Source organism: Streptomyces sp. 2P-4 (assembly GCF_030167965.1).
Classification (GTDB): domain Bacteria; phylum Actinomycetota; class Actinomycetes; order Streptomycetales; family Streptomycetaceae; genus Streptomyces; species Streptomyces globosus_A.
In genome coordinates, this window is sequence record NZ_CP095011.1 from 2290695 (window position 1) to 2312219 (window position 21525).

General features: G+C 72.7%; 21 protein-coding genes. 8 read left to right on the plus strand and 13 right to left on the minus strand.

From position 1 onward, the window contains the following. Window positions 1-57: 57 nt before the first annotated feature. Window positions 58-1182, plus strand: coding sequence for an ABC transporter ATP-binding protein (locus MUK52_RS09530; RefSeq protein WP_284575569.1), 1125 nt, complete (start codon window positions 58-60; stop codon window positions 1180-1182). Then, entirely contained in the window at window positions 1179-2012 is an 834-nt protein-coding gene (locus MUK52_RS09535; RefSeq protein ID WP_284575570.1) for an ABC-2 transporter permease, read from the plus strand. The genes MUK52_RS09530 and MUK52_RS09535 overlap by 4 nt, the downstream gene beginning before the upstream one ends. Before the next feature lie 40 nt (window positions 2013-2052). On the opposite strand, the gene MUK52_RS09540 is transcribed toward MUK52_RS09535, so the two are convergent. Further along, on the minus strand, window positions 2053-2400 hold the full coding sequence (locus tag MUK52_RS09540; protein ID WP_114054212.1) for an Rv1322 family protein: 348 nt from the start codon (window positions 2398-2400) through the stop codon (window positions 2053-2055). A gap of 229 nt (window positions 2401-2629) precedes the next feature. Here MUK52_RS09540 and MUK52_RS09545 point away from each other — a divergent pair, with 229 nt between their 5' ends. Beyond that, window positions 2630-3649 (plus strand): LLM class flavin-dependent oxidoreductase, encoded by a 1020-nt coding sequence (locus MUK52_RS09545; RefSeq protein ID WP_114054211.1) that lies wholly within the window; start codon window positions 2630-2632, stop codon window positions 3647-3649. Window positions 3650-3685: 36 nt separating this feature from the next. Here the strand turns inward: MUK52_RS09545 and MUK52_RS09550 are convergent, their stop codons facing one another. Continuing rightward, on the minus strand, window positions 3686-4078 hold the full coding sequence (locus MUK52_RS09550) for an SCO5389 family protein (protein WP_114054210.1): 393 nt from the start codon (window positions 4076-4078) through the stop codon (window positions 3686-3688). 228 nt (window positions 4079-4306) lie between these two features. Here MUK52_RS09550 and nucS point away from each other — a divergent pair, with 228 nt between their 5' ends. Continuing rightward, window positions 4307-4978 (plus strand): endonuclease NucS, encoded by a 672-nt coding sequence (gene nucS, locus MUK52_RS09555; RefSeq protein ID WP_114054209.1) that lies wholly within the window; start codon window positions 4307-4309, stop codon window positions 4976-4978. Between the two features lie 137 nt (window positions 4979-5115). Here the strand turns inward: nucS and MUK52_RS09560 are convergent, their stop codons facing one another. From MUK52_RS09560 to MUK52_RS09570, 3 genes are all read right to left on the minus strand, one after another. Further along, a complete protein-coding gene (locus MUK52_RS09560; protein ID WP_284575571.1) occupies window positions 5116-7743 on the minus strand; it encodes an ATP-binding protein in 2628 nt (875 codons plus the stop codon). Between the two features lie 197 nt (window positions 7744-7940). Further along, entirely contained in the window at window positions 7941-8264 is a 324-nt protein-coding gene (locus tag MUK52_RS09565) for an STAS domain-containing protein (protein WP_114054208.1), read from the minus strand. A gap of 186 nt (window positions 8265-8450) precedes the next feature. Next, the gene (locus MUK52_RS09570; protein ID WP_114054207.1) at window positions 8451-9299 is read right to left on the minus strand and encodes a 3-hydroxyacyl-CoA dehydrogenase family protein; all 849 of its coding nucleotides are present in this window, start codon (window positions 9297-9299) and stop codon (window positions 8451-8453) included. A 170-nt stretch (window positions 9300-9469) separates the two neighbouring features. Between MUK52_RS09570 and MUK52_RS09575 the strand changes: the two genes are divergently transcribed. Continuing rightward, the gene (locus tag MUK52_RS09575; protein WP_114054206.1) at window positions 9470-10045 is read left to right on the plus strand and encodes a cob(I)yrinic acid a,c-diamide adenosyltransferase; all 576 of its coding nucleotides are present in this window, start codon (window positions 9470-9472) and stop codon (window positions 10043-10045) included. 15 nt (window positions 10046-10060) lie between these two features. Here MUK52_RS09575 and MUK52_RS09580 read toward each other — a convergent pair whose 3' ends face one another. Beyond that, window positions 10061-10666 carry a hypothetical protein gene (locus MUK52_RS09580; protein ID WP_284581684.1) on the minus strand — a complete coding sequence of 202 codons (606 nt, stop codon included), beginning with the start codon at window positions 10664-10666 and terminating at the stop codon, window positions 10061-10063. A 200-nt stretch (window positions 10667-10866) separates the two neighbouring features. Between MUK52_RS09580 and MUK52_RS09585 the strand changes: the two genes are divergently transcribed. The 3 genes from MUK52_RS09585 (at window position 10867) to MUK52_RS09595 (ending at window position 14760) form a co-directional block, all read left to right on the plus strand. After that, entirely contained in the window at window positions 10867-12087 is a 1221-nt protein-coding gene (locus MUK52_RS09585) for a sensor histidine kinase (RefSeq protein WP_284575573.1), read from the plus strand. Beyond that, the gene (locus MUK52_RS09590) at window positions 12084-12737 is read left to right on the plus strand and encodes a response regulator (RefSeq protein WP_114054203.1); all 654 of its coding nucleotides are present in this window, start codon (window positions 12084-12086) and stop codon (window positions 12735-12737) included. Before MUK52_RS09585 ends, MUK52_RS09590 begins: the two co-directional genes overlap by 4 nt. A gap of 208 nt (window positions 12738-12945) precedes the next feature. After that, window positions 12946-14760, plus strand: coding sequence for a glycoside hydrolase family 18 chitinase (locus MUK52_RS09595; RefSeq protein ID WP_174250499.1), 1815 nt, complete (start codon window positions 12946-12948; stop codon window positions 14758-14760). Between the two features lie 192 nt (window positions 14761-14952). Here the strand turns inward: MUK52_RS09595 and MUK52_RS09600 are convergent, their stop codons facing one another. The 7 genes from MUK52_RS09600 to MUK52_RS09630 all read right to left on the minus strand — a co-directional run bounded on the left by MUK52_RS09600 (window position 14953) and on the right by MUK52_RS09630 (window position 21510). Further along, window positions 14953-15399, minus strand: coding sequence for a DUF2550 domain-containing protein (locus MUK52_RS09600; RefSeq protein ID WP_114058473.1), 447 nt, complete (start codon window positions 15397-15399; stop codon window positions 14953-14955). A 127-nt stretch (window positions 15400-15526) separates the two neighbouring features. Continuing rightward, window positions 15527-15901, minus strand: a complete 375-nt coding sequence (locus tag MUK52_RS09605; protein ID WP_114054201.1) for a F0F1 ATP synthase subunit epsilon — start codon at window positions 15899-15901, stop codon at window positions 15527-15529. Window positions 15902-16050: 149 nt separating this feature from the next. Beyond that, window positions 16051-17487, minus strand: coding sequence for a F0F1 ATP synthase subunit beta (gene atpD, locus MUK52_RS09610; protein ID WP_428985481.1), 1437 nt, complete (start codon window positions 17485-17487; stop codon window positions 16051-16053). A gap of 12 nt (window positions 17488-17499) precedes the next feature. Beyond that, complete coding sequence (locus MUK52_RS09615; RefSeq protein ID WP_114054199.1) at window positions 17500-18417, minus strand: F0F1 ATP synthase subunit gamma; 918 nt, start codon at window positions 18415-18417, stop codon at window positions 17500-17502. Between the two features lie 20 nt (window positions 18418-18437). Then, window positions 18438-20024: a F0F1 ATP synthase subunit alpha gene (atpA, locus tag MUK52_RS09620; protein WP_114054198.1), complete on the minus strand. Its 1587-nt coding sequence runs from the start codon at window positions 20022-20024 to the stop codon at window positions 18438-18440. A 128-nt stretch (window positions 20025-20152) separates the two neighbouring features. Beyond that, the gene (locus tag MUK52_RS09625; protein ID WP_114054197.1) at window positions 20153-20968 is read right to left on the minus strand and encodes a F0F1 ATP synthase subunit delta; all 816 of its coding nucleotides are present in this window, start codon (window positions 20966-20968) and stop codon (window positions 20153-20155) included. After that, the gene (locus MUK52_RS09630; RefSeq protein ID WP_114054196.1) at window positions 20965-21510 is read right to left on the minus strand and encodes a F0F1 ATP synthase subunit B; all 546 of its coding nucleotides are present in this window, start codon (window positions 21508-21510) and stop codon (window positions 20965-20967) included. The genes MUK52_RS09625 and MUK52_RS09630 overlap by 4 nt, the downstream gene beginning before the upstream one ends. Between the last annotated feature and the right edge of the window lie 15 nt (window positions 21511-21525).

Consider the following 21525-nt stretch of genomic DNA (forward strand, 5'->3'; position numbering starts at 1 on the left):
CTATCCTCTTAACCCTTAACTCGGACGAAAGCCGTCCGCCGGGCAAGGGGCAGAGCAATGATCGAGGCAGTCGGCCTGACCAAGCGCTTCGGCGCCAAGACCGCGGTCGACCAGCTGTCCTTCCAGGTCAGGCCCGGCCACGTGACCGGCTTCCTGGGGCCCAACGGCTCCGGCAAGTCGACCACCATGCGCATGATCCTCGGCCTGGACCAGCCCACTTCCGGCCAGGTCACGATCAACGGCCGGCCCTTCCGCGAGCTCGGCAACGCCCAGCGCAACGTCGGCGCCCTCCTCGACGCGAAGGCCGTCCACGGCGGCCGCCGCGCCCGCACCCACCTGCTGTCCATCGCCCAGCTGTCCGGGATCCCGGAGAAGCGGGTGGACGAGGTGCTGGCCGTCGTCGGCCTCCAGGACGTCGCCCGGCAGCGCACCAAGGGCTTCTCCCTCGGCATGGGCCAGCGCCTCGGCATCGCCACCGCCCTCCTCGGCGACCCCCGGGTACTGCTCTTCGACGAGCCGGTCAACGGCCTCGACCCCGAGGGCATCCTCTGGGTGCGCAACCTCATGCGGCAGCTGGCCGCCGAGGGCCGCACCGTCTTCGTCTCCTCGCACCTGATGAGCGAGATGGCGCTGACCGCCGACCACCTCATCGTCATCGGCCGCGGACGGCTGCTGGCCGACATGGGCACCCAGGAGTTCATCGCCCACAACTCGGCCGGATTCGCGCGGGTCCGCGCGGCCGGCAATGATCAGGATGGCCGGAAGGCGCTGGCCGCGGCCCTGACGGCGGCGGGCGGCAGGGTGCTGCAGGAGCCCGACGGGGCACTGCGCGTGACGGGCCTGGAGCTGCCGCACATCTCGGACCTCGCGCACGGGGCGGGCGTACGCCTGTGGGAGCTGTCCCCGCACCGGGCCTCGCTGGAGGAGGCGTACATGCGGATGACGCAGTCCTCCGTCGAGTACACCTCCACCGAGGACCCGCGCGCCGAGCTCTGGGAGCCGGACCCGCTGGCCCTGCCCGACTGGGAGGACGGCGCCGCGGCGCCCGAGGTTCCGCAGGATGGTTTCTTCGCTCCCCCGCCGCCCGGCGCGGGCGGGAAGCCCTTCCTGATGCCCGGCAGCGCCGCCGAGCTCGCCGGCACCGCCGGCACCGCACCGAACAACCCCGAGGACACCCGATGACCGGCCCCGCCGCCCTCCCGGACCAGCCGCAGGATCAGGACCCGCCGCTGCCCGAGCCCCGGCCGCACCTGGGGCACGCCCTCGCCTCCGAGTGGACCAAGATGGTCTCCGTGCGCTCCACCCTGTGGACGCTGGGCGCGCTGGTCCTCCTCGTCGTCGGCATCGGCCTGCTCGCGGTCGGCGAGACCGAGGACCCCGCCGGCTACGTCAACCCACCGCACACCGCGGCCGCCGTCTTCGGGCTGCTGGTGGGGCAGATCGCGGTGATCGTCCTCGGCGTGCTCACGGTCACCTCCGAGTACGCCACCGGGCTGATCCGCACGACGCTGACCGCGGCCCCCGACCGGGCCCGCGTGCTGACCGCCAAGTACCTCGTCTTCTCCGCGGTCGCCTTCACGGTCGTCAGCGCCTCGGTCGCGGTGGTCGGGATCGCCTCGATGATCGCGGTGGACAGCCCGGATGCGCACCAGACCGCCGGCGAGTGGCTCGCCGCCCTCGCCGGGTGCCTGTACATCACCCTGCTCGGGGTGCTCGGCCTCGCGATCGGCGCCGTCGTGCGGCACTCCGCCGGGGCCATCGCCGTGATGCTCGGCCTGGTCATGCTCCCGCCGGTGGTCGGGGGGATGCTGACGATGTGGGAGAGCCTCACCCCGCTCGGCAACCTGATCCTGCGCTACAACGCGCCGGTCGCCATCATGCAGATGTTCGGTCTGCCCACCTCCGAGGTGGGCGGCCTGCCGGGCAACTGGGCCCAGCTGGTGCTGATCGTCGCCGTGGCCGGCGCCGCCGTCGCAGGGTCGTACGCGGTCGTGGGCCGGCGGGACGTGTAACGCGGCCCGGCGATCCGGCCCGGCGATCCGGACCCGCGCCTCAGTACCGGGGGGCGCTCCTGGACCGCTGCACCCGCGTGGTGCGGCGGTCCTTCGCGTTCCAGCAGGCCTTGTGCCAGTGCCTGCGGTCGTCCACGCCGCCGTACTCGGGCCAGGCCACCAGGTGGGGGGTGCCGGAGGGGATCTCCTGGTCGCAGCCCGGGCAGCGGTAGCGCTTGCCGGCGGCGCTCGCGCCCGCGACGTGCCGGACCTTCCACTCCTCGCCCAGGTACTCCTCGGTGCGCTCCAGGCCGAACCGGTCGCCGCCCGCTGCCGCGGATCCGGCGCCGCCGTCCGCACGGTCGGCTGGCTTCCCGCCGCCCCTGGGGCGGTTGTGGCGCGGTGACACGTATACCTCACGAATGGGCGGACGGCAGTGACTTTCTCCCAGACTACGCGCAGCGGCGGCCCCGGCCCGCAGGGTGTCCGGAAGGGGTGAGCGGACCGGACGGCACCGGCCAGACAATCCCAATAACTTTCCTGCCGGACCGTGCCCTTGGCACGTGTCAGGCGTTGTTGCCATAGGAAGTACCGGTCGACCTGGGGAGGCCGCGTCAGCCTGCAAGGAGGAGAAGGCGATGCGCGTAGGAGCGTTCGTACTGGCGGCCCAGTTCCCGGGCCAGGGGCACGGCGAGGCACTGCACCGGGCGGTGCGGACGGCGGAGGTGGCCGACGAGGCCGGGCTCGACTCGGTCTGGCTCGCCGAGCACCACTTCGTCCCCTACGGCGTGTGCCCCTCGGCGGTGACCCTGGCGGGGCTGCTGCTCGGGCGGACGAAGCGGCTGACGGTGGGCACGGCGGTCAGCGTGCTGCCGAACACGCACCCGGTGGCCCTCGCCGAGCAGGCGGCGCTGCTGCACATCGCCTCCGGCGGCCGTTTCGCCCTGGGGGTCGGCCGCGGCGGGCCGTGGGTCGACCTGGAGGTCTTCGGCGGCGGCCTGGACGCGTACGAGAACGGCTTCCCGGAGGGGCTGGACCTGCTGCGGCGCTGGCTCTGCGAGCCGCGGGTGGCGTCCGTCGGCGGGCGGCACGTCTTCCGCGAGGTGGCCGTCGTCCCGCGGCCCGCGGAGGCGCTCGACGGTGACGGACAGGGACCGGAAGTGATCGTCGCCTGCACCTCGCCCGCCTCGGTGCGGCTGGCCGCCGAGCGCGGGCTGCCGATGCTGCTCGGCATGCACTGCGGGGACGAGGAGAAGGCGGCGATGGTGGCCCTGTACCGGCGTACGGCGGCCGAGGCGGGCCGCGACCCGCACGCCCCGCACGTGTCGGCGGGCGTGTGCCAGCTCGCGGACCGGACGCGCGACGCCCGCGAGACGCTCGCGAAGGCGATGCCGGGGTGGCTGAGGCAGGGCCTCGGCGCGCACGTCACCGTGGACGGCCGGAAGCGGGCGATGCGCGACCCCGCCGCCTACACCGGGCTGCTGTGCGACCTGCACCCGGTGGGGACGCCGCGGCTGGCGGCGGACCGCCTCGCGGCGACGTCCGAGCGGACGGGCATCACACGGTTCGCCCTGCTGGCGGAGGGGTCCGGCGACCTCGCGGCCACCGAGGAGAACGTGCGCCGGCTCGCCGCCGAGGTCCTGCCCCGCCTCCGCTGAGGCCCGGGCCGGGGCGGCCGCTCCGCCGCTCCGCCGCTAGCAGTCGCGCAGCTCCGGCGACTGGTTGAGCAGCTGGCCGCGGATCGAGGTGAAGCGGGCCAGGCGGTCGTCCGCGGAGGCGTCCAGCGGGAAGACGGCGACGCGGTGGCAGTTCTGGAAGGCCAGGCGCACCCCGAAGTGCCGCTGGAGCGCACCCCGTATGGCGTCGCTCGCGAGGGCGCGCAGCAGCTGCCCGCGCGCCTGCTCGTCGGGCGGCGGCGTCTGGTTGTCGGCGAAGTCCCCGCCGTCCACCTCAAGCCGCGCCACGAGCGAGCTGATCATCTCCCATGCGAAGGGCAGGGAGGTCCGGACGCAGTCGACGAAGGCGGCTTCGTCGACCTCGCCTCGCTCGGCCTGTTCGAGTAGGGCCGGTGAGACGTCGAGCGACATGGGTTCTCCTCTCGCGACCCCGGTCCTCTGGGCAGCCGGGGTCCTACGGGCAGGGAGGGAGGCGGCCGGCGCGGCGACGCACTGTGCACGCTCGACGACCTCCCGCCACCACGGTAGGCGCCCACCGGTGGCCGCACCAGGAGAATGCGCATACAACGCGCCATCGGCGAACGGGGCTTTCGGGGGCGAATCGCGTGGGGGGCCGCGGGTCGAGTAGCGTTGCGCACCATGCGTCTCGTGATTGCCCGCTGCTCCGTCGACTACGCGGGCCGCCTCACCGCCCACCTGCCCTCGGCACCCCGTCTGATCCTCGTGAAGGCCGACGGCAGTGTCTCGATCCACGCGGACGACCGGGCGTACAAACCGCTGAACTGGATGTCGCCTCCGTGCACTCTCAAGGAGGGCGCAGGCGACCAGGCAGGCGTGTGGACCGTCGTCAACAAGGCGGGCGAGAAGCTCATCATCACGATGGAGGAGGTCCTCCACGACTCCTCCCACGAGCTGGGCGTCGACCCGGGCCTCATCAAGGACGGCGTCGAGGCGCACCTGCAGGAGCTCCTCGCGGACCGCATCGACACCCTGGGCGAGGGCTACACGCTGATCCGGCGCGAGTACATGACGGCGATCGGGCCGGTGGACATCCTGTGCCGGGACGCCTCGGGCGCGACGGTGGCGGTCGAGATCAAGCGGCGCGGCGAGATCGACGGCGTCGAGCAGCTGACCCGCTACCTGGAGCTCCTCAACCGGGACCCGCACCTGGCGCCGGTGCGCGGCGTGTTCGCGGCCCAGGAGATCAAGCCGCAGGCGCGCGTCCTGGCCTCGGACCGCGGCATGGACTGCGTGGTGCTCGACTACGACGCGCTGCGCGGCATCGAGGACGACAAGCTGCGCCTGTTCTGACGGTCTCCCGCACCGGCCGCCGCCTGCATCCGCTGCGGCCGGATCGGTGCCCCGCATCCGTCACGTCGGCCGCGCCCCCCTGTGGGGGCGCGGCCGCTGTGCGTGTACGGCGCGGGGGTTCCGCTGCGACCGTGCCGCTACGACTGGGGGGACGGCTCCTGCGGGGAGGTCGGACCCGCCGCGCTGGTCGTGCCGGTGGCCGTGGCCGGGGGCGTGGTGGCCGTCGGCGTGGGCGGCGGCGACGGCGTCGGGCTCGCGACGGGGCTCTGGCTGGGCGAGGGCGACGAGGCCGTGGGGCCGGTCACCGGCGGGCTCTGCGTGGACGGCCCGGTGCCGGGCGACGGCCGGCGCGAGGGGGTGCCCTTGGTGGGGCTCGCCTCTGCGCTCTGGCCGGGCTCGGCGGAGGCGCCGGACTGCCGGGGGGACGGCGCCGTGGCCGGCTGCGGTGCGGAGTCGCTGCCGCCGCCGTCCGTCCCCGTCGGGCCTGCGCCGCTCGACGGCGTGCCCGTCGGCGGGGTCGAGGAGGTCGTGGAGCCGCCGGCCGGGGCCTGCGTCCCGGACGGGCTCATCGCGAGCCCGACGACCGTGCCGAGCACCGCCACCGTCAGCGCGCCGGCCGCGGCCGTCAGGACGGCCTTGCGCCGCTGCCGCAGCAGGGCGGCCGGACCGCGCGCGGGAGCGGGGGGCCCCGCGGGGTACCCGGGCGGCGGGACGGGCGCGGACGCGGGTACGGGGCCGGGCGCGGGCTTGGGGTCGAGGGGGAAGGCGTCCTCGAACACCTTCGAGAGCGAGGCGGGCGCGACGGCAGGCCGGATGACCGGCACCGCCGTGGTGGCGGCCCCCGTGGCGGGCAGCGCGGCCGTGACCGCCTCCGACGCCGGGAGCGCGGCGGTCGGGGCCTCCGAGGCGACAGGCGCGGCGGCCGGCCGGGGCTTCGCCGCGGGGGCGGCGGACCCGGAGGCGGCGGGGGCCGCGGCGGACGGGGAGGCTGCGGCTGAGGCCGCGCCCGGGCGCGCGGAGCCGCCGGGTATGCGGGATCCCGCGGCTCCCCCGGAGCCGGCGGGCAGCACGGCCGCCGTCCCGGCGGCGGACGCCGCCGGCGCCTCCAGCCGCAGCGGCGGCGAGGCCTGGACGGCGGCCTCCCGGTCCGTGACGAGGGCCAGGGCCCTGCGCCCGGCCACGGTGCCCCGCTTGTCCGCGAGGGCGCCCTTGAGGCCGATCGACGCCTCCAGTTCGGCCCGCGCGCGGTCCACGCGGCCCTCGCACAGGGCGAGTACGCCGAGTTCGTGGTGGAAGTACGCCTGTTCGGCGACCTCTCCGGCCTTCCGCGCGGCCTCCGCGCCGGCGCGCAGCACGCGTTCCCACGCCTCCCAGTGCCGGGACGCGGCGAACGCCGGGGCCGCGCTGCGGGCGAGCAGCACCCCGGCGACGACGTCGGCGCCGGCGAGCGCCGCGAGGACCGCGTCCGCCTCGGCGGCGACCCGCTCCGGGGTCACCGAGGAGTGCCCGGTCCACCAGGCGTAGTGCCGGGCGGCGGTACGGGCCTCCTCCGCGGCGGTCTCGCCGAAGCCGGCCTCCTCAAGCTGCCGGGCCACCCCTGCGGCGAGCCGGTGGCGCGGGCCGACCGGCGTGATCAGGCCGGCGGCCAGGAGTTCGGCGACCGCCGAGTCGGCGTGGGTGTCCCCGACCAGGGCGGGCAGGTGGGCGTGGTGCGGCAGCTCCCCGCCGAGCGCGCAGGCGATCCGCAGTGCGGCGCGCGCCGACTCGCTGGCCCGCGAGGCGAGCAGCTCGGCGGGGGCCGCGGCCTCGGCGAGCGCCGGCAGCGGGACGGGTCCGGCGGACCGGGGCCGCTCCTCGAAGACGCCGGGCTCCTCGTCGTCGTCGGCGGCGGCGGCCCGGTTGAGCTCGTCGCGGCGCCGCAGCAGGGCGGCGGCCTGCACGAAGCGCAGCGGCAGCCCTTCGGAGGCGAAGCGCAGGTCCTCGGCCCAGGCGGTTTCGGCGTCGGTGAGGGGGCGGCCGGTCCGCGCTTCGAGGAGGCGCAGGCAGTCGGCCCGGCCGAGGCCGGTGAGGAAGACCTCCTCCAGGTGGGAGTCGTCGGAGGGGGCGCGGGTGTCGGGGGTGGCGGCCAGCAGGTAGGCGCACTCGGGGGTGGCGGCGAGCAGCTCGTCGAGGGCGGCGCCGCCCATCTCCAGGTCGTCGAGGAGGACGATGGCGCCGATGTCGCGGACGCGGGCGAGGAGTTCGGCGCGCCCGGGGCGCTCGCAGGGGGCCTGGTAGACGGCGTCGTGGAGCGCGTACAGGAGTTCGCCGGGCTGCTGGTGGCCGAATCCGGAGAGGCGGACGACGCCGTCGGGCGCGAGCGGGGCGCAGTCCGCGGCGACCGCGTCGAGCAGACGGGTGCGGCCGGATCCGGCCGGTCCGGTCAGCCGTACGGAGCGGCCGCGGCCGAGGAGGCGTACGAGGCGCTCGCGCTCCTCCTCGCGGCCGACGAGTACGGGGGCGGGAGCTGCGGGGCCGGGCAGGGCGGGGGGCCGCGCGGCGGCGGTGTGGGCGCTGCGGCCTGCGGCGTCGCGCTTGGCGGGGGTACCGCCGCCGGTGCCGGGCCGGCGCGGCTCGATCTCGCTGCCGTCGACGGGGTTGACGGTGAGGGTGTAGTCGCCCGCGGTGAGGGTGACGACGCGGGCCACGGGGCCGGGCGCGGTGTGCGCCCCGGGGCCCGCCGCGGCGCGCTCCCCCGGTTCGGCCTGCCCCTGCGTGCGGTCCATGACCTGTGCCCCCGATCGCGCCCTGTGCCGTTGCCGTTCTGCGGTCCGGCCCGGCGCGTGCGGTGCCGCTGCCGGTCCGGTGTCCGCCCGACCCTAGACGGTGGCCGGTCGAACACGGAACCGCAGGGGTGCGTTATCCGCCGTACCGTTACGTTTCCGCAGGCGGGTGCGGCGGCGGGGCGGCTGCCCCTGTGGTCTCAGACCCTCGGGAGCGATTCCGCTTCCAGGCCGCCCTCGATGGCGAGGATGCGGTGGAGGCGGGTGGCGACCAGGAGGCGCTGCATCTGCGGCGGGACCCCGCGCAGCACGAGGCGGCGGCCGGTCCGCCCGGCCCTGCGGTGGGCGCCCATGATCACGCCGAGGCCGGTGGCGTCCCACGAGTCGAGTCCGGTGAGGTCGAGCACGAGGTCGCCGCGCCCGCGGTCGAGGGCGGTGTGCAGGGCCGTACGGGCGTCCGCCGCGCTGCGCACGTCGAGGCGGCCCCCGACAGCGAGTTCGGCGTGGTCGCCCCTGATGTGCATATGCGCTCCCGGCAGTGCTGGCTTGTGTCTGGTCCGACTGGTCCGCGGTCGGCAACTCTCACTGCAACTGACTGCGGCGCGGGCAGTGAAGTTGCCGACCGTGAGCGAACCGATACCAAAATCACCCGCAGGGCCGATATCTCGAACAGGCGCCCCAATCCGGGGCGTCCGTGCGGGTGTCCGGTTTCAGTGCTTGTAGAAGCCCTGGCCCGTCTTGCGCCCGAAGTCGCCCGCGTCGACCATGCGGCGCATGAGCTCCGGCGGCGCGAACTTCTCGTCCTGGGACTCGGTGTAGATGTTGCCGGTGGCGTGCAGCAGGATGTCGACGCCGGTCAGGTCGGCGGTGGCGAGCGGGCCCATGGCGTGCCCGAAGCCGAGCTTGCAGGCGATGTCGATGTCCTCGGCGGACGCCACGCCCGACTCGTACAGCTTGGCGGCCTCGACGACGAGCGCCGAGATCAGACGGGTCGTCACGAAGCCGGCCACGTCGCGGTTGACGACGATGCAGGTCTTGCCGACGGACTCGGCGAACGCGCGGGTCGCGGCGAGGGTCTCGTCGCTGGTCTTGTAGCCGCGGACGAGCTCGCACAGCTGCATCATCGGCACCGGCGAGAAGAAGTGCGCGCCGACGACGCGCTCCGGGCGCTCCGTCACCGCGGCGATCTTGGTGATCGGGATGGCGGAGGTGTTGGAGGCCAGGATCGCGTCCTCGCGGACGAGCTTGTCCAGGGCGCGGAAGATCTCGTGCTTGACCTCGAGCTTCTCGAAGACGGCCTCGACGACGATGTCGGCGTCCGCGACCGCGTCCAGGTCGGTCGTCGTGGTGATGCGGGCGAGCGCGGCCTCCGCGTCCTCGGCCGCCATCTTCCCCTTGGAGACGAACTTGTCGTACGAGGCCTTGATGCCGTCGGTGCCCCGGGTCAGCGCGGCGTCGGTGACGTCGCGCAGGACGACGTCCCATCCCGCCTGAGCGGAGACCTGAGCGATTCCCGAACCCATCAGCCCCGCACCGATGACGGCGAGCTTCCCAGCCACTGCACACCCCTCGTTCTTGAAACGGCCCGGTCTCGTGCCTCTCGGCCGGAGACTAGCGGTCGCGGGCGGTGGTGTGACCGGGAAGTAACACGCGTCACGTCTCAGATGACGGACATCACACCGGTCCGGCCCAGCAGCCGCAGCGCCCGCGACTCCCCTACGCTGGCCGCATGGTGAACCTCACGCGCATCTACACCCGCACGGGCGACAAGGGCACGACGGCCCTCGGCGACATGAGCCGCACCGCCAAGACGGACCTGCGGATCTCCGCGTACGCCGACGCGAACGAGGCGAACGCGGCCATCGGCACGGCGATCGCCCTCGGCGGCCTGCCGGACGAGGTCGTGAAGGTGCTGGTGCGGGTGCAGAACGACCTGTTCGACGTCGGCGCGGACCTCTGCACCCCGGTCGTGGCGGAGCCGGAGTACCCGCCGCTGCGGGTCGAGCAGTTCTACGTCGACAAGCTGGAGGCCGACTGCGACCGCTTCAACGCGGAGCTGGAGAAGCTGCGCAGCTTCATCCTCCCCGGCGGCACGCCCGGAGCGGCCCTGCTGCACCAGGCCTGCACCGTGGTCCGCCGAGCGGAGCGCTCCACGTGGGCGGCGCTGGAGGTGCACGGCGAGGTGATGAACCCGCTGACCGCCACCTACCTCAACCGCCTCTCCGACCTCCTGTTCATCCTGGCGCGTACGGCCAACAAGGAGGTCGGGGACGTGCTGTGGGTGCCGGGCGGCGAGCGGGACTGACCTGCCGAACGGGCCTCAGGCGTCGCGCCGGCCGGGGAGGGCCGGGTCGGCGCCGGGGGCCGGGGTCTTTGGCGCCTCCGGGGTCCCGGCCGCCGGGGCCTTGCGGGGCCAGATCCAGTACGTGGCGGCCACGATGCCGTGGATGGCGACCGCGCGCAGGGCGCCGAACTGCCAGCCGCGCAGGCCGGAGGTGTCGCCCGCGTCGCCGACGTAGAGGATCGCGGCCTCCAGCAGGGCGAGGGCGACGGCGCCGGCGGCCACGGTCCGCAGCCACAGCTTCGCCTCGTGGCGGGCCCGTTCCCTGCCGTACTTCGGGCCCGGCGGCTTGGGGCCGCCGGCGAAGCGGTGGGCGGCATGCCGGTCGAGCCACTTCACGGTGTAGTGGCCGAATCCGACCGTGTAGCCGATGTAGAGGGCGGCGAGGCCGTGCTTCCAGGACGGCTCCCCGCCGTTCCTGAGGTCCAGCGTGGAGACCACCAGCAGCACCAGCTCCAGCAGCGGCTCGCACAGCAGGACGGCCGCCCCGAGCCGGGGCATCCTCGCGAAGTAGCGCAGGGCGAGGCCGGCGGCGAGCAGCACCCAGAAGCCCACCTCGCAGGCGACGATCAGGGCGACGAGCACGGGTTTCTCCATTCGCTGGGGGGTTCGGCGGTGCGGCGGCCGACGGCCGCCCGGCACCTGGTCCCAGCCTCTCCCCCGCGGCGCGCCGGTTCGTCGTCTCCGCAGGTGAACCGGGACTGCATCCTTCGGTGTAGTGGACCGCCCGCGCGGTACGCCCCGGCGGCGAGGCCCCCGGGCCGCTCAGCGTGTTGGATGGGGACGTGACCGCGACCGAGACCCCGACCGCCCCCGCACCGAGCCGCCGGCTCCCCCGCCCCCACCGCGACGACGTGCTCCTCGCCGCGGTCAGCGTGCTCGGCGGGGTGCTGCTGTGGTCGCTCGGCATCTACACCACGAACAACCGGCACTTCTTCCCCGCCTGGGCGGCCCTGGTCCCGCTGCTGGTGATCGGGCCGCTGGAGCTGGTGCGCCGCAGCTGCCCGCACCTCATCATGGGCGTCGGCACCCTCGCCGTGATCGCGGACCAGTTCACCGTGGGCAACTTCGGCACGATCATGATCTTCACGGACCTGGTGTACGCGGCCGCCCTCTACGGAAAGCCCCCGATGGCCCGGCGGCTGCCGGTCTCGACCGGCCTGGTCACCGTGGCCGTCACGATCATCGCGGTGGCCTGGCTCCGCACCCCGCAGGCGCTGATGATCGGCGTGGTCACCGGCATCGTCAGCTTCGGCCCGGCGCTGACGGGCGCGACCCTGCGCAACCACCGCGAGGCCGCCGTCGCCGCCCGGCTGCGCGCGGAGCAGACGGCGCTGCTGGCCGAGATGGACCGTACCCAGGCGGTGGTGGCCGAGCGGGCGCGGATGGCCCGCGAACTGCACGACATGGTGGCCAACCACCTGTCCGCGATCGCCATCCACTCCACGGCGGCCCTGTCCATCGACTCCCCCGCGACGAGCCGCGAGGCCCTCGGGGTGATCCGCGAGAACAGCGTGCAGGGGCTGGCCGAGATGCGCCGGCTGATCGGGCTGCTGCGGGACGCGGGCGCGGAGCAGGAGGCCGTCGCGACGCCCACCCTGGACGGGCTCGACGCCCTCGTGGCGCAGGCCCGCGTCAACGGCCGGGGAAGCGGGCTGGAGTTCGAGCTGTGCGACGAGCGGGGGAACGGGCCGGATCCGCTGCCGGCCCCCGTGGAGCTGGCGGCGTACCGCATCGTCCAGGAGTCGCTCACCAACGCCCTCAAGCACGCCGCCCCCGGCACGGTACGGGTCCGCGTGGCCCGCGCCGGCGGGCTGCTGACGGTGGCGGTCGAGTCGCCCTGCGCCGACCGGCCCCCGCGCCGCGCCCCCGGCTCCGGGGCCGGCCTGGTCGGCATGCAGGAGCGGGCGGAGCTGCTGGGCGGGGAGTTCACGGCGGGCCGCGAGGGCCCGCTCTGGCGGGTGCGGGCGGTCCTGCCCGCGGAGGAGAAGGCGGTGACCGGGTGACCTTCCGGGTGGTGGTGGCGGAGGACCAGAGCGCGGTGCGCGCGGGGCTGGTGCTGATCCTGCGCAGCGCGGGCGACATCGAGGTCGTCGGCGAGGCCGCGGACGGCGAGGAGGCGGTGCGGCTGGCCCGGGAGCTCCGCCCGGACCTCGTCCTCATGGACGTGCAGATGCCCCGGCTCGACGGGGTGTCGGCGACGCGGCAGGTGGTGGCGGAGGGCCTGGCCGACGTCCTGGTCCTGACGACGTTCGACCTCGACGAGTACGTCTTCGGGGCGCTGCGGGCGGGCGCGGCCGGCTTCCTGCTGAAGAACGCCGACGCGGCGGAGCTGATCGCCGGCGTGCGGACCGTCGCGCGCGGCGAGGGGCTGATCTCCCCGGCGGTGACCAGGCGCCTGATCGCCGAGTTCGCGGCGCCGCAGAAGGCGAAGGCCGCCGTGGCGCCGGAGCGGGCCGCCGCGGTGGAGTCCCTGACCCGCCGGGAGCGGGAGGTGCTGGGCTGCCTCGGCGAGGGCCTGTCGAACGCGGAGATCGCGGTGCGGCTGTCGATGGCCGAGGCGACGGTGAAGACGCACGTGAGCAGGCTGCTGGGGAAGCTGGAGCTGCGCAGCCGGGTGCAGGCGGCCGTCCTCGCGCAGGAGCTGGGACTCTAGCCCGCCTCCAACTCCGTTGTGGTCTGGACCTCTTGACGGTTGGTCCAGACCTTTCTACGCTCGCGGAAACTGTGGTGAGCGTGCCGTGCCAGGGACGCTCACGGGCGGCGCAGGTCCCACCCCCGAGTCGCAGCCGGCCCCGCGGCCGCGACGGACCTACGGAGGAGCACCCTTGAGCACAGCACCCCCACCCCGCACCACCCGTCTGATGCGCAGGCTCGCCGCGGCCGTGGCCGCCTTCGCCGTGCCGGCCGCCGGGCTCGTGGCCCTGGCCGGCCCCGCGCAGGCCGCCGCGTCCGCGACGGCGACGTACACGAAGGTCTCGGACTGGGGCTCCGGCTTCGAGGGCAGGTGGACGGTGAAGAACACCGGCACCACCACCCTCACCGGATGGACCGTCGAGTGGGACTTCCCCTCGGGCACCCGGGTCAACTCGGCCTGGGACGCCGCGGTCACCAACTCCGCCGACCACTGGACCGCCAAGAACGTCGGCTGGAACGGCACCCTCGCGCCCGGCGCCAGCGTCACCTTCGGCTTCAACGGCAGCGGCTCCGGAGCCCCCGCCGGCTGCAAGCTCAACGGCGCCCCCTGCGACGGCGGGCCCTCCGAGCCCGGCGACAACCCGCCCTCGGCCCCCGGCACGCCCACCGCCGGCACGGTCACCGAGACCTCGGCCGCCCTGTCCTGGGCCGCGGCGACCGACGACAAGGGCGTCAAGGACTACGACGTCTACCGCGGCTCCGCGAAGATCGCGACGGTCACCGGGACCTCGTACACGGACACCGGCCTGACCAAGGGGACGGCGTACACGTACTCCGTGACCGCACGCGACACCGCGGGCCAGACCGGGCCCTCCTCGGGCACCCTGACCGTCACCACCCCGGGCGGCACCACCCCGCCGGACCCGGGTGAGAAGGTCAAGCTCGGCTACTTCACCAACTGGGGCGTCTACGGGCGCAACTACCACGTGAAGAACCTGGTCACCTCCGGCACCGCGGCGAAGATCACGCACATCAACTACGCCTTCGGCAACGTCCAGGGCGGACGCTGCACCATAGGCGACGCCTACGCCGACTACGACAAGGCCTACAGCGCCGACCAGAGCGTCGACGGCAAGGCCGACACCTGGGACCAGCCGCTGCGCGGCAACTTCAACCAGCTGCGCAAGCTGAAGGCCCAGTACCCGCACATCAAGGTGCTGTGGTCGTTCGGCGGCTGGACCTGGTCGGGCGGCTTCGGCCAGGCCGCGGCCAACCCGGCAGCCTTCGCCCAGTCCTGCTACGACCTGGTGGAGGACCCCCGCTGGGCCGACGTCTTCGACGGTATCGACCTCGACTGGGAGTACCCGAACGCCTGCGGCCTGACCTGCGACACCTCGGGCCCGACCGCGTTCACCAACATGATGAAGGCCATGAAGGCCAAGTTCGGTCCGAACAACCTGGTCACGGCCGCGATCACTGCCGACGCCTCCGACGGCGGCAAGATCGACGCCGCGGACTACGCGGGCGCCGCGCAGTACACCGACTTCTACAACGTCATGACGTACGACTTCTTCGGCGCCTGGGCGGCGAAGGGCCCGACCGCCCCGCACTCCCCGCTCACCTCGTACGCCGGCATCCCGCAGGCCGGCTTCAACTCCGCCGACGCCATCGCCAAGCTCAAGGCCAAGGGCGTCCCGGGCAGCAAGCTGAACCTCGGCATCGGCTTCTACGGCCGCGGCTGGACCGGCGTCACCCAGGCCGCCCCCGGCGGCACCGCCACCGGCCCGGCGCAGGGCACGTACGAGCAGGGCATCGAGGACTACAAGGTCCTCAAGAGCACCTGCCCGGCCACCGGCACGGTCGCCGGCACCGCCTACGCCAAGTGCGGCAGCAACTGGTGGAGCTACGACACCCCCGCCACCATCGCCGGCAAGATGGCCTGGGCCAAGCAGCAGGGCCTCAAGGGCGCCTTCTACTGGGAGTTCAGCGGCGACACCGCGAACGGCGAGCTCGCCTCCGCCGTCCACTCCGGCCTGCAGTGACCCCCGCACCGTGAACCGCTGACCGCCGCGGCCGCGGGACGGGATCCGCCCCCCGCCCCCGGCCGCGGCCCGAAGACACCGCCGCCCTCCCCGGAGCAGTCAGTCCCGGGGAGGGCGGCGGCATGTCAGGCAACATTCACCCTCCCCCAGACTTCGTCTGGGGGGACCCCCACCCAACGGGGCAGGGAATTCTTACGCGACATTCACCCGTTGGCCGGGCGGCGCCGCCTCCAGCCAGGCCAGGAAACCGGTCAGGGCGTCCTCGCTCATCGCCAGCTCCAGGCGCACCCCCTGGTGGGTGCAGCCGAGCACGACGGCGTCGGACAGCAGGGCCAGCTCCTCCTCGCCCTCCGGGGCGCGGCGCGCGACGACCTCGATCGAACCCCGCTCCAGCAGCCTGCGGGGCCGCGGGGAGTAGGAGAAGACGCGGAACCAGTCGATACGGTCACCGCTGTAGCGGGCGACCCCGTACACCCAGCCCTTGCCGGAGACGTCGTGCTTGTCGGACACGTCCCAGCGCAGGCTGCAGTCGAAGGTGCCGCCGGAGCGCTGGATCAGCCGCCGGCGCAGCCCGAAGACGAAAAGGCCGATCACCACCAGGGCTACGACCAGGCCGCTCACAAGCAGAGCGAGGAGCATCTTCACCGACCTCCTCGCTCATCGACTACCGCAAGTAAAACGGACGTACATCGCCTCAGCCGCGACCCGTCCCCGGAAATTCCGGAACGAGCCGCGGCTGAGGTCACAAACCTGTTCGGTGCGGGACTCAGTGCCCCGCGACCGCACGCAGCCGGACATCGGCGCGACGCTCGGCGGCGGCATCCGCCTCCGACTTGGCGCGCTCCAGCGCCCGCTCCGCACGCTTGACGTCGATCTCGTCCGCGAGCTCGGCGATCTCGGCCAGCAGGGACAGCTTGTTGTCCGCGAACGAGATGAAACCGCCGTGCACCGCGGCGACGACCGTACCGCCGTCACTGGTGCGAATGGTCACCGGGCCCGATTCCAGCACGCCGAGAAGCGGCTGGTGACCGGGCATGACGCCGATGTCGCCGGACGTGGTGCGGGCGACGACCAGGGTGGCCTCGCCGGACCAGACACTGCGGTCCGCCGCGACCAGCTCGACGTGCAGCTCAGCAGCCAAGGTTGGCTCCTCGGGTCACCACCCGGCAGGTTCGCCGGGTGTTGGATGAATTCTAATGGGCGTGCGGGGAGGGACGGGACGCACCCGCCCCTCTCCGTGCGATCGGTTCGGCCGGGGGCGGGTACGCGCCCCGCCCCGGCCGTCCCGGATCAGGAGACGCCCAGCTCCTTGGCGTTCTTCTTCAGGTCCTCGAGACCACCGCACATGAAGAAGGCCTGCTCGGGGAAGTGGTCGAACTCACCGTCGCAGATCGCGTTGAACGCGGCGATCGACTCGTCGAGCGGGACGTCCGAACCGTCCACGCCGGTGAACTGCTTCGCCGCGTGGGTGTTCTGGGACAGGAAGCGCTCGACACGGCGGGCGCGGTGGACAACGAGCTTGTCCTCCTCGCCGAGCTCGTCGATACCGAGGATCGCGATGATGTCCTGGAGGTCCTTGTACTTCTGCAGGATCCCCTTGACGCGGGTCGCGGCCTCGTAGTGGTCCTTGGCGATGTACCGCGGGTCGAGGATGCGGGACGAGGAGTCCAGCGGGTCCACGGCCGGGTAGATGCCCTTCTCGGAGATCGGACGGGAGAGGACCGTCGTCGCGTCGAGGTGGGCGAAGGTGGTCGCCGGGGCCGGGTCGGTCAGGTCGTCCGCGGGGACGTAGATCGCCTGCATCGAGGTGATCGAGTGACCGCGGGTCGAGGTGATGCGCTCCTGGAGGAGACCCATCTCGTCGGCCAGGTTCGGCTGGTAGCCCACCGCGGACGGCATGCGGCCGAGCAGCGTGGAGACCTCGGAGCCGGCCTGCGTGAAGCGGAAGATGTTGTCGATGAAGAACAGCACGTCCTGCTTCTGCACATCGCGGAAGTACTCCGCCATGGTCAGACCGGCCAGGGCGACGCGCAGACGGGTGCCCGGGGGCTCGTCCATCTGGCCGAAGACCAGCGCGGTCTTGTCGAGAACGCCGGCCTCCTCCATCTCGACCATGAGGTCGTTGCCCTCACGGGTGCGCTCACCGACACCCGCGAAGACGGAAACGCCCTCGTGCAGCTTCGCCACACGCATGATCATTTCCTGGATCAGAACGGTCTTGCCGACACCGGCACCACCGAACAGACCGATCTTTCCACCCTTGACGTACGGGGTGAGGAGGTCGACGACCTTCAGGCCGGTCTCGAACATCTCGGTCTTGGACTCGAGCTGGTCGAAGGCCGGGGCCTTGCGGTGGATCGGCCAGCGCTCGGCGTTCGCGACCGTGGACTCGTCCTCGTTGAGGACGCGGCCCAGGGTGTTGAACACCTTGCCCTTGGTGACGTCACCGACGGGCACGGTGATGCCCTTGCCGGTGTCGGTGACCACTGCCTGGCGGACCAGGCCGTCGGTGGGCTGCATGGAGATGGTGCGCACCATGCCGTCACCCAGGTGCTGCGCGACCTCGAGGGTCAGCGTCTTGAGCGCGCCCTCCTCGGCCGGGTCGGCGACCTGGACGGTCAGCGCGTTGTAGATCTCCGGCATCGCGTCGACGGGGAACTCCACGTCGACGACCGGGCCGATGACCCGCGCGATGCGGCCGGTGGCGGCAGCCACTGCGTTATCGATAGACGTCGTCACTTACTTGTCACTCCCCGCGTTCGCGTCGGCCAGGGCTGCGGAGCCACCGACGATCTCGCTGATTTCCTGGGTGATTTCGGCCTGGCGGGCCGCGTTGGCAAGCCGGGTGAGGCTGGTGATCAGCTCACCGGCGTTGTCGGTGGCCGACTTCATCGCGCGGCGGCGGGCGGCGTGCTCGGAAGCAGCGGCCTGCAGCAGCGCGTTGTAGATGCGGCTCTCGACGTAGCGCGGCAGCAGGGCGTCGAGGACGTCCTCCGCCGACGGCTCGAAGTCGAACAGCGGCAGGATCTCGCCCTTGCCGACCGTCTCCTCCGACGCCTTCTCGAGGCTGAGCGGCAGCATCCGGTTGTCCACCGCGTTCTGCGTCATCATCGACACGAATTCCGTGTAGACGATGTGCAGCTCGTCCACGCCGCCCTCGGCCGTCTCCTTGGTGACGGCCTCGATCAGCGGGGCGGCGACGGCCTTCGCGTTCGCGTAGCTCGGGCTGTCGGTGAAGCCGGTCCAGCTGTCCACGATCTTGCGCTCGCGGAAGTTGTAGTAGGCGACACCCTTGCGGCCGACGATGTAGTGGTCGACCTCCTTGCCCTCACCGCGCAGCCGCTCCGTCAGCCGGTCCGCAGCCTTGATGGCGTTGGACGAGTAGCCGCCGGCCAGACCGCGGTCGCTCGTGAGCAGCACCACCGCCGCGCGCACCGGGGACTCGGCCTCGGTGGTGAGCGGGTGCTTGGTGTTGGAGCCGGTCGCCACCGCGGTCACCGCACGGGTGAGCTCGGTCGCGTACGGCGTGGAGGCCGCCACCTGGCGCTGCGCCTTGACGATGCGCGAGGCGGCGATCATCTCCATCGCCTTGGTGATCTTCTTGGTCGCGGTAACGGATCGGATGCGACGCTTGTAGACCCGGAGCTGGGCTCCCATGAGTCAGGTCCCTTCCGTCGTTACTTGCCGGCCGGAGCGTCTTCGCCCAGAAGCTTGCCGTCCGAGGTCTCGAACTGCTTCTTGAAGTCGGCGATGGCGTCGGCGACGGACTGGAGGGTGTCGTCCGACATCTTGCCGCCCTCGCGGATCGAGGTCAGGAGGTCCTTGCGGTTGTGGCGCAGGAACTCGAGCAGCTCGGACTCGAAGCGGCGGATGTCCTCGACCGGGACGTCGTCCATCTTGCCGGTGGTGCCCGCCCAGATGGAGATGACCTGCTCCTGGACCGGCATCGGCTGGTACTGGCCCTGCTTGAGCAGCTCGACCATGCGCTTGCCGCGCTCCAGGGAGGACTTCGACGCGGCGTCCAGGTCGGAACCGAACGCGGCGAACGCCTCCAGCTCGCGGTACTGGGCGAGGTCGACGCGCAGGCGGCCGGAGATCTGCTTCATGGCCTTGTGCTGCGCGGAGCCACCGACACGGGAGACCGAGATACCGACGTTCAGGGCCGGGCGCTGGCCGGCGTTGAACAGGTCGGACTCCAGGAAGCACTGGCCGTCGGTGATGGAGATGACGTTGGTCGGGATGAACGCCGACACGTCGTTCGCCTTGGTCTCGACGATCGGCAGACCGGTCATCGAGCCGGCGCCCATGTCGTCCGACAGCTTGGCGCAGCGCTCCAGCAGGCGGGAGTGCAGGTAGAAGACGTCGCCCGGGTAGGCCTCGCGGCCCGGCGGACGGCGCAGCAGCAGCGACACGGCGCGGTAGGCGTCGGCCTGCTTCGACAGGTCGTCGAAGACGATCAGGACGTGCTTGCCCTGGTACATCCAGTGCTGGCCGATGGCGGAGCCGGTGTAGGGCGCCAGGTACTTGAAGCCGGCCGGGTCGGACGCCGGGGCGGCGACGATGGTCGTGTACTCCAGGGCACCGGCCTCTTCCAGCGCGGCGCGCACGGAAGCGATGGTGGAGCCCTTCTGGCCGATGGCGACGTAGATGCAGCGGACCTGCTTGTTCACGTCGCCCGAGCGCCAGTTCTCGCGCTGGTTGATGATCGTGTCGACGGCCAGGGCGGTCTTGCCCGTCTGGCGGTCGCCGATGATCAGCTGACGCTGGCCGCGGCCGACCGGCGTCATGGCGTCGACGGCCTTGTAACCCGTCTCCATGGGCTCGTGCACGGACTTGCGCTGCATGACGCCCGGGGCCTGCAGCTCGAGGGCGCGGCGGCCCTCGGTCGCGATCTCGCCGAGACCGTCGATCGGGTTGCCGAGCGGGTCGACGACACGGCCGAGGTAGCCCTCGCCGACGCCGACGGAGAGCACCTCACCGGTGCGCTGCACCGGCTGGCCCTCCTCGATGCCGCTGAACTCGCCGAGGACGATCGCACCGATCTCGCGGTCCTCGAGGTTGAGCGCGAGGCCGAGGGTGCCGTCCTCGAACTTCAGCAGCTCGTTCGCCATGGCGGAGGGCAGGCCCTCCACCTTCGCGATGCCGTCACCGGCAACGCTGACCGTGCCGACCTCCTCGCGCGAGGCCGCGTCCGGCTTGTACGACTGGACGAAAGTCTCCAGTGCGTCCCGGATCTCCTCCGGCCGGATCGTGAGCTCCGCCATCTGGGTTCCCTGCTCTCCTTGTTGGGCCTGAAGCTTCATAGGGGTCTGGGGGCGACCCCCAGGAATCTTCTGCAAGTTCTGCACGGCCCAACCGGGCCGCTAGGAATCTTTGTTCTGTTTGTGGCCGGTCAGCCGGCCATGCGGCGCTCCGCCTCGGCGAGGCGGTTCGCGATGCTGCCGTCGATGACCTCGTCGCCGATCTTCACCACGATCCCGCCGACGACCTCGGGGTCGACGTCCAGGTTCAGGTGCATCTGGCGGCCGTACAGCTTGGCCAGCACCGCGCCGAGACGCGCGCGCTGCGCGTCGCTGAGCGGGATCGCGCTGGTCACGGTGGCGACCACGCGGTCACGGCGCTCGGCGGCGAGCTTGGACAGGGCCTCGAGGCCCCCTTCCAGGCTACGTCCACGCGGGTGCGTGACGAGACGGGTGACCATCCGCTCGGTGACGGCGTGGGCCTTGCCGCCGAGCAGGCTGCGCAGCAGCTCGCCCTTGGCGGAGGCGGTGGCCGTCCGGTCGGTCAGCGCGGCGCGCAGCTCGGGGTTCGAGGCGACGATCCGGGTGAACCGGAACAGCTCGTCCTCGACGCCGTCGAGCGCGCCGCTCTGCTGGGCCGCCGTGAGGTCGGCGGTGTCCGCCAGCTGCTCCAGGCCGTCGACGAGGTCGCGGGACTGGGACCAGCGGGACCGGACCGTGCCCATGACCAGGTCGAGGGTCTCCCCGCCGACCTGGCCGGCGAGCAGGCGCTGCGCCAGCTCGGCCCTGGCCTCGGCGGGCTGCGCCGGGTCGGTGAGGACCCGGCGCAGCGAGACCTCACGGTCGAGCAGCGCGGTGACGGCAGCCAGCTCACCGGCGAGCTTCGCCGCGTCGACGGACGTGTTGTCCGTCAGCGCGTCGAGGCGCTCGCGCGCGGAGGCCAGTGCCTCGCGGCTCGCTCCGTTCATCGGGCCGCCTCGGCCTTCTCCTCGAGCTCGCCGAGGAAGCGGTCGATGGTGCGGCTCTGGCGGGCGGCGTCCTCAAGGGACTCGCCGACGAGCTTGCCGGCCAGGTCGGTGGCGAGCTTGCCCACGTCCTGGCGCAGGGCCTGCGAGGCGGCCTTGCGGTCGGCCTCGATCTGGGCGTGGCCGGCAGCGATGATCTCCTCACGCTGCCGCTGGCCCTCTGCGCGCAGCTCTTCCTTGAGCGCAGTGCCCTGCTCGAGCGCTTCCTGGCGCAGGCGAGCGGCCTCGTGCCGAGCCTCGGCGAGCTGGGCCTTGTACTGCTCCAGCACGCTCTGGGCCTCGGTCTGAGCGGCTTCGGCCTTCTCGATACCGCCTTCGATCGCCTCGCGGCGCTCGTCCAGAACCTTGTTGATGTTCGGGAGGAGCTTCTTGGCGAGGAAGCCGAAGACGATGACGAAGGCGATCAGACCGATGACCAGCTCGGGGATCGGCGGGATGAGGGGGCTCTGGGGCTCCTCAGCCGCAATCTGAACCAGAGGGTTCACATCAGTGCCTTCCGT